Annotated in this window: 13 protein-coding genes; 6 read left to right on the top strand and 7 right to left on the bottom strand. The window is 39.5% G+C overall.

Translation table 11 applies throughout. The annotated features are described in order from the left end of the window. Window positions 1–11 precede the first annotated feature (11 nt). The 5 genes from NU09_RS06755 to hemA are packed head-to-tail and all read right to left on the bottom strand — an operon-like array spanning window position 12 to window position 5,302. The gene (locus NU09_RS06755; RefSeq protein ID WP_129750514.1) at window positions 12–680 is read right to left on the bottom strand and encodes a uroporphyrinogen-III synthase; all 669 of its coding nucleotides are present in this window, start codon (window positions 678–680) and stop codon (window positions 12–14) included. An 11-nt stretch (window positions 681–691) separates the two neighbouring features. Further along, window positions 692–1,378, bottom strand: coding sequence for a potassium channel family protein (locus tag NU09_RS06760; protein WP_129750515.1), 687 nt, complete (start codon window positions 1,376–1,378; stop codon window positions 692–694). Between the two features lie 10 nt (window positions 1,379–1,388). Continuing rightward, window positions 1,389–3,125 carry a TrkH family potassium uptake protein gene (locus tag NU09_RS06765; protein WP_129750516.1) on the bottom strand — a complete coding sequence of 579 codons (1,737 nt, stop codon included), beginning with the start codon at window positions 3,123–3,125 and terminating at the stop codon, window positions 1,389–1,391. Between the two features lie 3 nt (window positions 3,126–3,128). After that, window positions 3,129–4,049, bottom strand: coding sequence for a hydroxymethylbilane synthase (hemC, locus tag NU09_RS06770; RefSeq protein WP_129750517.1), 921 nt, complete (start codon window positions 4,047–4,049; stop codon window positions 3,129–3,131). Further along, window positions 4,046–5,302 carry a glutamyl-tRNA reductase gene (hemA, locus tag NU09_RS06775; protein WP_129750518.1) on the bottom strand — a complete coding sequence of 419 codons (1,257 nt, stop codon included), beginning with the start codon at window positions 5,300–5,302 and terminating at the stop codon, window positions 4,046–4,048. The genes hemC and hemA overlap by 4 nt, the downstream gene beginning before the upstream one ends. A 228-nt stretch (window positions 5,303–5,530) precedes the next feature. Here hemA and NU09_RS06780 point away from each other — a divergent pair, with 228 nt between their 5' ends. The 6 genes from NU09_RS06780 to NU09_RS06805 all read left to right on the top strand — a co-directional run bounded on the left by NU09_RS06780 (window position 5,531) and on the right by NU09_RS06805 (window position 11,798). Next, window positions 5,531–6,403 (top strand): helix-turn-helix transcriptional regulator, encoded by an 873-nt coding sequence (locus NU09_RS06780; RefSeq protein WP_129750519.1) that lies wholly within the window; start codon window positions 5,531–5,533, stop codon window positions 6,401–6,403. A 171-nt stretch (window positions 6,404–6,574) separates the two neighbouring features. Then, on the top strand, window positions 6,575–7,606 hold the full coding sequence (gene hemH / locus NU09_RS06785) for a ferrochelatase (RefSeq protein WP_129750520.1): 1,032 nt from the start codon (window positions 6,575–6,577) through the stop codon (window positions 7,604–7,606). Continuing rightward, entirely contained in the window at window positions 7,606–8,946 is a 1,341-nt protein-coding gene (locus NU09_RS06790) for an MATE family efflux transporter (protein ID WP_129750521.1), read from the top strand. The genes hemH and NU09_RS06790 overlap by 1 nt, the downstream gene beginning before the upstream one ends. Further along, window positions 8,946–9,497 (top strand): CopD family protein, encoded by a 552-nt coding sequence (locus tag NU09_RS06795; protein ID WP_129750522.1) that lies wholly within the window; start codon window positions 8,946–8,948, stop codon window positions 9,495–9,497. The genes NU09_RS06790 and NU09_RS06795 overlap by 1 nt, the downstream gene beginning before the upstream one ends. 4 nt (window positions 9,498–9,501) lie before the next feature. Further along, a complete protein-coding gene (locus NU09_RS06800; protein ID WP_242501838.1) occupies window positions 9,502–11,004 on the top strand; it encodes a sensor histidine kinase in 1,503 nt (500 codons plus the stop codon). 11 nt (window positions 11,005–11,015) lie between these two features. Continuing rightward, on the top strand, window positions 11,016–11,798 hold the full coding sequence (locus tag NU09_RS06805) for an enoyl-CoA hydratase/isomerase family protein (RefSeq protein ID WP_129750523.1): 783 nt from the start codon (window positions 11,016–11,018) through the stop codon (window positions 11,796–11,798). A 41-nt stretch (window positions 11,799–11,839) separates the two neighbouring features. Here the strand turns inward: NU09_RS06805 and NU09_RS06810 are convergent, their stop codons facing one another. Together NU09_RS06810 and NU09_RS06815 are read right to left on the bottom strand one after the other, a co-directional pair. Continuing rightward, window positions 11,840–12,559, bottom strand: coding sequence for a sterol desaturase family protein (locus NU09_RS06810; protein ID WP_129750524.1), 720 nt, complete (start codon window positions 12,557–12,559; stop codon window positions 11,840–11,842). Between the two features lie 10 nt (window positions 12,560–12,569). Further along, window positions 12,570–12,887, bottom strand: coding sequence for a hypothetical protein (locus NU09_RS06815; RefSeq protein ID WP_129750525.1), 318 nt, complete (start codon window positions 12,885–12,887; stop codon window positions 12,570–12,572). Between the last annotated feature and the right edge of the window lie 52 nt (window positions 12,888–12,939).

Below are 12,939 nucleotides of genomic sequence, written 5' to 3' on the forward strand. Positions count from 1 at the left end.
CACAAAGCGGCTTATTTCTCTTTATAATAATTTATACACTGTATAATTACATTCTCTACCGTAGGGCGGTTTGCAATTACAATATTTTCTGTTATGCCTTCCAGTGCTTTTGCAGTGGTTGTCCCTATACAAAAACAAATGGCCTGGCCTATATCATTCTCTCTTAAATAGCTGTGCACTCCAGACGGACTGAAAAACAATACTCCGTTTGTTACTGCATTTATTTTGTGTGGCGTTAAAGCTGTTTTGTATACCTCAATTTCCGTAAAGCCTATGCCCGCTTCCTTCATTGCCTGTGGCAAAGTATCCTGCCTTAAATTCCCCGAAAAGAAAGTAAAGCTCTCATTTGCATAACCCTTTTTAATGGCATTTGCCAGGTCTTCGGCATAATCGGCACAAACCTCAACCCTGTATCCGTTTTGTTTTACTACTTCGGCTGTTTTGGCTCCCACACAAAAAACAGGATTTTGTTTATACCCACTGCTTTTTTCATTAAGCAGAAAACTTTTAAAAGCGTTCTGGCTGGTAAATATCAGGTTTTGCGCTACCTCCATTTTAAAAGGCAGGCTAACGGTTGTTATAAAATCGGCCTCAAGCACACTAAATCCTGCATTAAGCAGGTACTGCTTATGGTTTCCCTGCAGTTTTTTAGTTGATACTATTCGGATAACATTTTCCAAACTTCCTGTTTTTACCTGCGGCTGCAGAATTTACCCACATCCTTATTAAGGCCGAATACCACCAATATATCTCCTTCTTCTATAACCGTGTTCTTATCAACAAATCCTTCGGCCTGATGTACATGATTAGTAGTACCTAAAATAGTCTTGCGCTGTTTCTTTCTAAGTATGGTAATAACCCTAAGGTTAAACTTCTCCTGAAAGTTAAGCTCCTCAAGTGTCTTCCCTGCAAAATCAGGCACTGCTGTTAGCTCTGATATCGAATAGTTCTTATCAATATCAAAGTTATCCACTATACCTTTAAGGTTTATTTTTTTAGCAAGCCTGTCGGCAAAATCCTGCTCCGGGTGAATAATGGTTTCAATACCCATAGCATTAAGTACCGTATCGTGTATAGGTGAAAGCGAACGACCAATGATTTTGGCTTTAGACAGTTTTTTAACCACTGCCGTGGCTATAATGGCTGCACCTTCGTTTTCCCCTATAGCAATTACTGCAATGTCGGCATCTTTAATAGGTAGTGCCTTATAAGCCTGTTCGTTAGTCGCATCCATACATATAGCGTGCGAAATTTTATCCTTAACGGTATTTACCTTGTCCATCTTATTATCAATCCCAATAACCTCATTTCCGGTTTCTGTCAGATTAACTGCCAGCGACATACCGAAATTCCCCAATCCAAAGATGATAATCTTCATACTCATAACTTTAGTTTATTAAGATATTCTCTTCCGGATACTCATAGCTTTGTGTATGAAGGCGCTTCATCATACCTATAAGAAGGTTGAGTAAACCTATCCTTCCGAAGAACATTACAAATATTAAAACATATTTACTGCCTATACTTAAACTCGCGGTGATACCCAGGCTAAGCCCTACGGTACTGAATGCCGAAAATGTTTCGAATGCGATTTGTATAAGCGTAAAGTCTTTTTCAAAAAACAGTATCATTAATATACCCATGCCTATTACTATAAGTGATATGCATATAATGGCAAAGGCGCGCTTAACCGACTGGTTGTTTATTTTTCTTCCCCTAAGCTCTATATGCTCCTTACCTTTAGCTATGGAAATTATATTAAGTGTTGCCAGTGCAAAGGTACTTGTTTTAATACCACCTCCTGTAGATCCGGGTGAGGCACCTATCCACATTAAAAAGATAACAAACAGTATAGCCGGCATGGTTAGGTCGGCAAAATCAAAAGTATTGAAACCGGCAGTTCTTGCCGTAACCGAAGTAAATGCCGCTGATGTAACCTTACCGAAGAAAGTATCTGTTTGAAACAAATGAGCGCTTTCGGCAAAAAAGAAAAACAACGTACCTCCCGTTAATAATATGGCTGTTGTTATTACCACAATTTTAGAGTTAAGGGTAATAACCCTCACCGTGGTATGCATCTTCCTGTTGAATACAATATTTAAGATAAATCGTTTAATGTACCTAAGGAAGTTGAAAACAATGTTGTATCCCAAACCTCCCAGAATAATAAGATGCATTATAATCCATTGGAACATATAAGCTCCCTGTAATGCCGTATCATTAAGTCCGCTGGAAAGCGTAGAGAATCCGGCATTACAAAACGCCGATATAGAGTGAAACACCGAAAAGAAAAACTTATGCTTTATTTCGGCTATATCGCTAATGTAATAGTAAATAAAAGCGGCACCTACAATTTCTATACTTACGGTAAATACCACCACCCTCATGGCCAGTCGCATTACATCATGAAGTCCTTCACTCTCTACAAAGCTACTCACATTCATTCCCTCCCTAAAGGAAGAACCCTGTTTAAAAAAGTAGGCAAAAAATGAGGTAAAAGTAAGCATCCCTATACCGCCTAACTGTATTAATACAAGTATTACCGTTTTACCCATAAAAGTAAAATCATGGGCTGTATCCAGCACCACAAGACCTGTAACACATACCGCACTAATAGAAGTAAATAATGCATCGGTAAAACTGATACCCTGTGTAGTAGCATTAGGCAGCATAAGTAAAAATGCTCCTATAAGCCCCACTACCGCAAAACTCCCCACAAATAAAACAGTAGGGTTATAATATATGGCATATAACTTTCTAATCAGGTTGGTAAGCCTCAAAAAGAAGTAGATGATAAGGCCTGTATCCAGTATATAATTTACATCATGAAGCCTGCCATACTCATCGCCGGTAATAAAGGCAAAAGATGCCATAATAAACGTTATTACCAGTACCAGTATGTTTGCCTTAAACATTTTACGCCTTCCCGGCCTGTAAGCATGCTTAATACGCAGTACATTAAATCCTATAAGGGCTATTATAAGCAGTGTAAGGTAAAGCGTTTTATGGTCCAGCCATGTGTTTATGACATTTTCATATCCAAAATCAAAAATCAGGAAGACAATTAGCAGGATGTCAATAAAGCCGTAAATTTTTGATAAAGTATATGCCAGGTTTCTAGCCATTGCTTATTTTTTAAGTTTTTCGCGTATCTCCGCCATTAATTCCGTTCCTCCATTCGCAAGCACTTCTTCAGCACAGTCATTACCAAAGTTACTAAAGTCTCCCGACAACGGCATTGCCTTTTCAACATGAATTTTCTGCTTTCCGTCTATAGACAGCAATGTCCCTTCAAAGCGTATTTCATTGTCTATAAAAGTAGCAAGTGCACCAATAGGGGCCGTACAGCCTCCTTCCAGTTTCTTTAGGAACTGGCGTTCTATATGAGTAGCAATTTCTGTTTCTTTATGGTTTAATTTGGCAAGTGCCTCCCTGCAATGGCTGTCGTTTTCCATAGCTACCACAAGCATTGCTCCCTGTGCAGGTGCAGGAATCATCCAGTCCAATACCATGTGATTTTCCGGAAGCAGGTTTATACGCTCCAGTCCGGCACTTGCAAATACAGCACCGTTCCAGTCACTTTCACTAAGTTTTCTAAGCCTTGTATTTACATTACCCCTTAAATCGGTTACGGAATGATGCGGATGCCTGTTAAGCCATTGTGCCTGCCTTCTAAGGCTGCCTGTAGCAATGGTTCCGGCGCCGTGTAAAAATTCAAGGTCTCCTTTATGCACCAGTATGTCGTGTACATTGGCACGCTCTAAAACCGCTGCCTGAACTATACCTTTTGGCAGGGCAGTAGGCACATCTTTCATAGAATGCACAGCGATATCCACCTGTCCTTTTATCATTGCAACGTCAAGGGTCTTGGTAAATATTCCTGTTATTCCAAATTCGTAAAGGGGAATGTCCAGCACTACGTCACCGTCTGATTTTACTGCCACAATTTCGGTAGCATATCCTAAATCTTCCAGCTTCTTTTGTACAGTATGAGCCTGCCAAAGGGCAAGCTCACTATCTCTTGTGCCTATTCTGATGGCTTTGTTCATTTTGAAGTGTTTTCAATCTTAAAGACTTTTTCAATCCATTCGATACTTTCATCTACCATGGTATCGCTGTCTTTTAAGTGATTCGCAAAGTGTGTTGTAATTTTCTGAATTATTCTCTTACTGATTATCTCAGCCTGCTCTTCATCAAAATTACTTATTTTTTTGCGTTGAAAGTTAAGTTCGGTTTCTTTTATTGAGTTAAGCTTTTCCTTAAGCGCGTGTATAGTAGGCGCAAATTTCCTGGCATTCATCCAGTTGATAAATTCATCCTTGATCTCCTCGATAATCGCTTCGGCAGCAGGAATGTGTTTTTTCCTGTTTTCCAGTGTACCATCGGTTATTTTAGATAGATCGTCAAGATGAACAACTGTTACATTATCCAGTTCCTTCACGTTATCATGAACGTTTTTAGGAATGGAAAGATCCAGTATTAAAAGTGGTTTATTAAGCTTAAGTATATCTTTATCTATAGTTGGCATAGGTGCCCCTGTAGCTACTACAAGCACATCGGCCTTAGGTATTTCAAGAGGAAGCACATCATAATCCTTAACCACAAGGTTAAATTTACCGGCAATCTTTTCTGCCTTTTCCTTCGTCCTGTTTACAAGAACAATGTGGTCATTCTTAGTGTGCTTAACAAGGTTCTCGCACGTGTTACGGCCTATCTTTCCTGTTCCGAAAAGCAGTATACCCTTATTGCTCACATCCTCTACATTGTTAAGAATGTACTGTACCGAAGCAAAAGAAACCGAAGTAGCCCCTGAGCTAAGTTCTGTTTCGTTCTTTATTTTTTTGCTTGCCTGTATAACACAGTTTACAAGCCTTTCCATAAATGCATTGGCCAGACCTCTTGATTTTGATTCTATAAAACTGGTTTTAATCTGGCTTATAATCTCAAAGTCGCCCAGTATCTGGCTGTCAAGCCCTGTCCCTACCCTAAAAATGTGGTTAATAGCCTCTTTGCCCTTGTATACAAAAGCAACTCTCTGAAACTCCTCTACAGAGCCCTGGCTGTTATCGCAAAGTAATTTGATTAACTGAAATGGGTGTTGTGCAAACCCGTATATCTCGGTCCTGTTACAGGTAGATGTAACAATAAGACTACTTATATCTTCATTTTTTGCCTGTTCAAGAACATTAAGCTTTGCTTCGTTCCCCAAGCTGAATTTACCCCTAGTCTCGGCATCTGCCTTCCTGTAACTCAATCCTATAGCATAAAAGTATAGGTGCCTCGACAAGTTATTATTATCCATAGTACTCACTTTCCTAAAAGTTTCACAAAATTATCATTAAGGCTTATTAAAAAATAACGCTAAAAGTTCTTTTTGTGTCGCTGTGGGATATTTTAACCCAAATTGCTTTTTTAAACCTTAAATACCCTAAATTTGCAATGAAATCAATGTTTTGCAAAAATACAGTTTAGAACAATTCTAAATAAAGAGATTTTATATTTTTAAAAAACCCGTCAAAAAAATATCGCTATGGGTTCTCACGAGGAAATTAAAATTGAGGATGATTTTTTTGTGCTGCGTTTCCAAAATGACAGCGACGAAACATCCCATTTTGAAAGGGAAGTAAATACCGACCTGATACAATTTCACTTTGGGTTAAAGGGCAGGGCCAAGTTTATTTTTAATCAGGGCCGCTATGCACTGGACCTAAGAGAAGAGGTATCGCTTTTTTTATACAATCCGCAAAAGGAATTACCGGTTCATTTGGAGATTGCCCCTCACTCATGGGTAATATCCGTTCTTATCTCCATTAAAAAGTTTCACAGCTTTTTCTCGGAAGAAGCTGATTATATCCCATTCCTTAGCTCGGAAAATATAGATAAGAAATACTACAAAGACGACAGGATAAACCCTTCTATGGCTATTGCACTAAACCAGCTGTTTAACTTTAACCTGCACCAGTCCATAAGGAAACTGTACTTTAAAGGTAAGGTTTATGAATTGCTTAGCCTGTACTTTAACCGTGCCGAAGATGCCAATACAGAACAATGTCCGTTTTTGGTTGATGAAGACAATGTAATTAAGATAAGAAAGGCGAAAGATATTGTTATTGCCAATATGGCCGAACCACCAGGACTACAGGAACTGGCAGATCAGGTAGGCATTAACCTGAAAAAGCTGAAAATGGGCTTTAAGCAGATTTACGGCGACAGTGTATATAGTTTCCTTTTTGATTATAAAATGGAGTATGCCCGCAAGCTACTGGACAGCGGTACTTATAATGTAAATGAAGTAGGGCTTCGAATAGGTTACAGCACCGCAAGCCATTTTATTGCTGCCTTTAAAAAGAAATTTGGCACGACGCCTAAAAAATACCTGATGTCATTAAATACTAATGCTTAATATCAAAGCAACTCTCCAAGAAATTTTTGATAAAATCATCACGAGAGTTCAATAAAGAATTGCAACAATTAATATTCAACAATCGTTAAAAACAAAAAATAATACTATTCTGAGCATGGTTTTTGATGAACTTTGCCTAACAAACACAAAAACAACAACTGTAAGATAAACATGAAAGGTGTATTGTTAATTAACCTTGGTTCTCCGGACAGTCCGGATCCAAAAGATGTAAAGCCCTATCTGGATCAGTTCCTGATGGATAAGTATGTTATAGATGTTCCTTTTTTATTAAGGGCTCTTTTAGTTAGGGGTATTATCCTTAGAAAAAGACCTGAAGACTCGGCAGAAGCCTACCAGAAAATATGGTGGGAAGAAGGGTCTCCGCTTATTGTATTATCTGAAAGGATGCACAAAAAAGTGGAACAAAAAACCGAACTGCCTGTAACATTAGCCATGCGTTATGGCAAACCATCTATAGAAACCGGATTACAGCAACTGGCAGATCAGGGCGTAACCGAAGTACTGCTTTTCCCGCTTTATCCTCAGTATGCAATGGCTTCTACCCTTACTGTTTTAGCAGAGGCAGAAGAAGTACGCAAAAAGAAATTCCCGCAAATGACATTTACCGATGTCCCTGCGTTTTATAATAAGCCAGACTATATAAAAGTACTGGCTAATTCTATTAAGAGTTCACTGGAAGGGTTTAACTACGACCACCTGCTGTTCTCTTACCATGGTATACCTGAACGCCACATAAGGAAAACAGATGTAACAAAATCACACTGTAAAATAAACAGTACCTGCTGTACAACACCTTCGGCGGCACATAAATTCTGTTACCGCCATCAGTGTTACGAAACTACACGATTAGTGGTGGAGCAGCTTGGTATTCCTGAAGATAAATACTCCCTGACTTTCCAGTCAAGACTGGCAGGCGACAAATGGCTTGAACCTTATACCGATGTTGAAATAAACAACATGCCGGCAAAAGGAATTAAGAGCCTTGCGGTAGTTACACCTGCGTTTGTTACAGACTGTCTTGAAACGCTGGAGGAAATAGCTATGCGTGCTAACGAAGACTTTAAGGAGCATGGGGGTGAAAACTTCCTGGCTATTCCTTGCCTTAATGATAATAACGATTGGGTTGATGTGGTGGCGAACTGGATTAATGAGTGGGCCCATGCAGAAACACCTGTAGTATAATGTCTGTAACCTCTACGGATTTAGCCAATAAGGACATTAAGCAGCTGCTTTTCCGGCAGTCGGTACCTGCTTCTATAGGTATATTGTTCATGACAGTTAATGTCCTTATTGACACTATATTCGTAGGTCGATGGATTGGCGCACTGGCAATTGCCGCGCTATCTGTAGTAATGCCTATTACTTTTTTCATTTCTTCTATGGGTATGGCCATAGGTATAGGCGGAAGCTCGGTACTTTCACGAGCCTTAGGAAAAGGGAATAAGGAAAAAGCCCTCAATACCTTTGCTCATCAAATCATGATGACTTTTGGCATTGCTTCCCTTTTTGCAATATTAGGACTGTGTTTCAGCGAAGAAATATTGTTTGCCTTTGGTGCTAACGGAGCAATAATGGCTCCTGCCAAAGAGTTTTTTATACCCATACTTATTGCTGTTCCTTTTCAGGCTTTTTGCATGACGGGAAACAATGTAATAAGAGCCGAAGACAAGGCACGACATGCCATGACCGCTATGATCATATCGGCAGTATCTAATATCATACTGGATATACTTTTAATCAAGATCCTGAATTTAGGAGTGTTTGGTGCTGCACTGGCAACCGCATTTTCCTTTTTCTTCTGCTTTTTATATATCCTTTGGTTCTTTATTTACAAAAGCGAACTGAAGCTGGAACTTAAACATTTTGTTTTTCATAAAGAGCTGGCAAAAGAAATTGTATCCCTAAGCTTTGTAACCTTTGCAAGGCAGGGAGTAATAAGTATCCTGGCCATTATACTTAACCATACACTATATGCAGAAGGTGGAGAACATGCCGTAGCCGTTTATGGCATCATAAGCCGAATGCTTATGTTTGCACTGTTCCCTGTACTGGGAATAACCCAGGGCTTTATGCCTATAGCCGGGTATAATTACGGCGCCGATAATTACGGGCGGGTAAAGGAAACCGTTATCACTGCCATAAAATATGCAGGCTTTTTTGCCGTACTGGTATTTATAGTAGTACTGGTATTTGCCAAGCCTATCGTTTCAGTCTTCACTACCGATGCAGTTGTAATTGCCGATACCCCCGGAGCTTTACGCTGGGTATTTGCAGCATCGCCTATTATTGCCGTTCAGCTTATAGGGGCTGCTTATTTTCAGGCAGCAGGCAAGGCTACAAAAGCATTACTGCTTACACTAACAAAACAGGGGTTTTTCTTAATACCCCTAATACTTATTTTACCGCACTTTTTTGGTATTTTTGGTGTATGGGTTTCATTCCCCATTGCCGATGTATTGTCAACAATAGTTACAGGGTTGTTCCTTAAAAAAGAAATGACCTACCATCTTAAAGAAGCATAATGGAATATAATTATATAAAATCGCTGCACCTCATCTTTGTGATAACCTGGTTTGCCGGGCTTTTTTACATAGTAAGGCTTTTTGTTTACCATATAGAGGCTAACGATAAACCATCTCCCGAAAAAGAGATTCTTATAAAGCAGTACAAACTTATGGCTTACCGGCTGTGGTATATTATTACATGGCCATCGGCAGTACTGGCAAGTATTTTTGCCTTTTGGATGCTGTTTTTTACCGCTACCGGAAATGCATGGCTTACTCAACCATGGATGCATGTAAAGCTGGGATTTGTATTCCTGTTGTACCTGTACCATTTAAAATGCCATTCCATTTTTAAGCAACTGCAGAATGACGAAATAAAGCATACCTCAAACTTTATGAGGATTTGGAACGAAGGTGCCACCATAATTTTATTTGCCGTTGTTTTTTTAGTAATTTTAAAGAATGCCGTAAACTGGATTTATGGTGTAGTAGGTATTATACTGTTTTCTGTACTTATAATGCTTGGCTTTAAATTTTACAAACGAATAAGGAAAAAGAACAACTCCTAACAGGATGAGGCATAAGTTTAAGATAGGTAAGTGGTCATTAAGGGTAAGGATTTTCCTTTCCATGATATTTGTTACCCTTATCGCCTCTTTACTTATCGCCGCAGTTTCCATTTACCAGTTTGGTAAGGAAGCCAAAGAATACCATGAGGACAGGCTGGAACGAAAGGAAAATGCCATAAAAGAACATATCAATTATATCCTTTCCACCACCACTTACCCGCTTTCAACCGAAAACCTTCCGTTAATTTTCAGGGAAAGAATACACGAACTGGCAAACATCCACGGACTGGAAGTAAACATTTACGACCTTAACGGGCATTTGCTTAAATCCTCTAAAGCTGCCTTCTCGATAGATACGATAAATAACAATATTCCTCCTAGCATATTGAGGGTGCTTCGCAGTACGGCAGAAAAACGCTATGTAGACCTAAAGACCGAAGACGGGCAAAAGTTCCGTTCCTCATACAGCTACCTTAAGGATACCAAGTTTAAACCCTTAGGGATACTTAATTTACCTTACATAAAAGACGAAGGGTATTATGAAAAAGAGCAGCGCAACTTTTTTATGCGCTTTGGTCAGGTATACTCTTTCATGCTTCTTATTTCCATTATCGTAGCCTATTTCCTTTCAAGCTATATAACAAAATCACTTAAGTCAATTAGTGAACGGATTGCCGAAATACGCCTTAGCCAGATCAATCAGAAGATTGAAATGCACGATTCCCCTCAGGAAATCAATCAGCTGGTTCGGTCTTATAATGCACTGGTAGACGATCTGGACGACAGTGCCGCAAAACTGGCACAAAGCGAAAGGGAACAGGCATGGCGCGAAATGGCAAAACAGGTAGCACACGAAATTAAGAATCCGCTTACGCCAATGCGCCTTACAGTACAAAGCTTTCAGCGTAAGTTTGATCCTAACGACCCTGATATCAACAAAAAACTGGATGAATTTTCAAAAACACTTATCCAGCAGATTGACACCATGAGCTCGGTAGCTTCGGCATTCTCCAGCTTTGCTTCTATGCCGGCACAGCAAAATGAAAACATCAATATCGTTAAGATTGTTCAGCTTGCTCTGGAAATCTTTAATGAAGGGTTTATTACCTTTAGTGCCGAAGAGCAAAGCATTATTACCCGAATGGACCGTACCCAACTGATTCGTATTATTACCAATCTGGTTAAAAATGCCATTCAGGCTATCCCTTCCACCCACCCTGAACCTTTAGTGGAAGTAAGTGTTTACCGTGAAGGAAACTCTGTGAAAATTAAGGTAAGGGATAACGGAAAGGGAATTAGCGTAGAAAACAAAAATCGTATTTTTGAGCCTAAGTTTACCACTAAAAGCAGTGGTATGGGACTAGGCCTGGGAATTATAAAGAATATCGTGGAAAATTATCACGGAACAATTACTTTTGAAAGCGAATTGGGTCATGGCACAGAATTTCTGGTCTCGTTACCGATTACCGATTCTGATTTACCTCCTAAAGAAACAGACAATAACTAAAATAAAATCTCATGAACTACGAAAATATTTTAGCAGAACAGGATAATGGTCTTGCGGTTATTACCATAAACAGGCCATCTAAACTTAATGCGCTTAACAAAGCAACCATACAGGAACTACACGAAGCTTTTAAAGCTCTTGATGCCGATAAGAATGTAAAGGTTATTATTGTTACCGGTAGCGGTGAAAAAGCTTTTGTTGCGGGTGCAGATATTTCGGAATTTGCCGACTTTAATGTAACTCAGGGTGGTGAACTTGCTGCAAAAGGACAGGAGCTTTTATTTGATTTTGTACAAAACCTGTCTACTCCGGTTATTGCTGCGGTAAACGGTTTTGCACTTGGTGGAGGACTTGAGCTTGCTATGGCGGCACACTTTAGGGTAGCTTCAGATAATGCAAAAATGGGATTACCGGAAGTATCTCTTGGTGTAATACCGGGATATGGCGGTACACAACGCTTACCTCAGCTTGTAGGTAAAGGCCGTGCTATGGAAATGATTATGACTGCCGGTATGATAGGTGCTGAAGACGCTAAAGCATACGGACTTGTAAACCATGTAGTGCCACAGGCAGAGCTACTTGATTTTTGTAAAGGCATCGCATCTAAAATAATGAAGAACTCTCCTGTAGCTATTTCGGCTGCAATCAGGGCTATTAATGCTAATTATGAAGATGGTGTTAACGGTTATGATGCTGAAATAAAAGCTTTTGGCGAGGCTTTTGGTACCGAAGATTTTAAAGAAGGAACTACAGCATTCCTTGAAAAAAGAAAAGCTGAATTTCCCGGAAAATAATATTCAGATAAAACAAAAAGCCACTCAATGAGTGGCTTTTTTTATTCCTTATGAACATCCTTAAATCTGAGCATATCAAAAAGGCGTTGTTCCTTTTCGTCATCAAAGCCGCAGGATGTTTTAAACTCTTTTGGATTTTCATACGTTCCAAACAGCATATCCCACCAAACTATATCGCCATAATTATTAGTATGCTTGTTGTATTCGTGGTGAATACGGTGCATTTCGGGGCGCTGAAAAATATAGCCAACCCACTGCGGAGTCTTAATATTGGTATGATAGAAAAATTCTCCTAAGGCAGTACATACCGTATAAATTCCGGCAGCCTCAAGGCTCAGCCCTAAAAGGGTATAAACCAGTAAGCTTCCTATAATCGAGTTTACAACCATTTCCAGCGGATGCTTGTAAAAAGACGTTATTACCTCTATACGCTGAGGGCTGTGATGTATCTGGTGAAAATGAATCCACAAAAAATCGATACCATGCCTCCACCTGTGCCACCAGTAAAATATGAAAGTAGCTATAAAGTAGGCTATAATTCCACCCAAGACGGGAGAAACATGATTTGAAAGATGAAAAACGGAATAGGAGGAAAGCCATTTTTCCCAACTGATTCCCGCAAGCAATACTACACCCAACTGTACAAAGTTAACACCCAGTACCCTGATAGTCCAGGTAGGTACCTGAGGCAGTTTCCACCCCAGGTTCAGTCTTTCTATTATAAAGCAAACTGCAAACGAAATAAATATAATGGTTAGCATAAGTCCTGATTTACATTAATGAAAATATTTGCCAGGACAACAAAAATCCTGAAACAATAACCAATACTAGCGAAAGCGTTTTTAGAAACCCAATACTTATGGCGTTGGCAAAAACTGCTACAGAAACAGCAAGCATACCACAATTGATAAACGTAAGGGTATACTGTCCCCTAAGGCTCATAGGAAAGTGAGACAGGTAAGCCTGTTTTATGGTTTCAAAATCTTCATACTGGGCACAGGCCCTAAACCATAAGATCATATTGGTCATGGTGGCAAGAAGGCACACCAGTCCAAGACTATAGAGAATTATTTTTACTGTATTTTTCATAGTAAGATAATTAACGGTTAAAAAATCCCCGCGGCAGTAAGGTGTGTAAATT

The sequence above is a fragment of the Flavobacterium beibuense genome (assembly GCF_004151245.1).
In the GTDB taxonomy this organism is placed as follows: Bacteria; Bacteroidota; Bacteroidia; order Flavobacteriales; family Flavobacteriaceae; genus Flavobacterium; species Flavobacterium beibuense_A.

What these genes read in the sequence shown, in the direction of transcription:
- NU09_RS06805 (WP_129750523.1), top strand. Translation starts at nt 11,016, where the DNA reads ATGAACTACGAAAATATTTTAGCAGAACAGGATAATGGTCTTGCGGTT.
- hemC (WP_129750517.1), bottom strand. Translation starts at nt 4,049, where the DNA reads ATGAACAAAGCCATCAGAATAGGCACAAGAGATAGTGAGCTTGCCCTT.
- NU09_RS06765 (WP_129750516.1), bottom strand. Translation starts at nt 3,125, where the DNA reads ATGGCTAGAAACCTGGCATATACTTTATCAAAAATTTACGGCTTTATT.
- NU09_RS06790 (WP_129750521.1), top strand. Translation starts at nt 7,606, where the DNA reads ATGTCTGTAACCTCTACGGATTTAGCCAATAAGGACATTAAGCAGCTG.
- hemH (WP_129750520.1), top strand. Translation starts at nt 6,575, where the DNA reads ATGAAAGGTGTATTGTTAATTAACCTTGGTTCTCCGGACAGTCCGGAT.
- NU09_RS06795 (WP_129750522.1), top strand. Translation starts at nt 8,946, where the DNA reads ATGGAATATAATTATATAAAATCGCTGCACCTCATCTTTGTGATAACC.
- NU09_RS06800 (WP_242501838.1), top strand. Translation starts at nt 9,502, where the DNA reads ATGAGGCATAAGTTTAAGATAGGTAAGTGGTCATTAAGGGTAAGGATT.
- NU09_RS06815 (WP_129750525.1), bottom strand. Translation starts at nt 12,887, where the DNA reads ATGAAAAATACAGTAAAAATAATTCTCTATAGTCTTGGACTGGTGTGC.
- NU09_RS06810 (WP_129750524.1), bottom strand. Translation starts at nt 12,559, where the DNA reads ATGCTAACCATTATATTTATTTCGTTTGCAGTTTGCTTTATAATAGAA.
- hemA (WP_129750518.1), bottom strand. Translation starts at nt 5,302, where the DNA reads ATGGATAATAATAACTTGTCGAGGCACCTATACTTTTATGCTATAGGA.
- NU09_RS06760 (WP_129750515.1), bottom strand. Translation starts at nt 1,378, where the DNA reads ATGAAGATTATCATCTTTGGATTGGGGAATTTCGGTATGTCGCTGGCA.
- NU09_RS06780 (WP_129750519.1), top strand. Translation starts at nt 5,531, where the DNA reads ATGGGTTCTCACGAGGAAATTAAAATTGAGGATGATTTTTTTGTGCTG.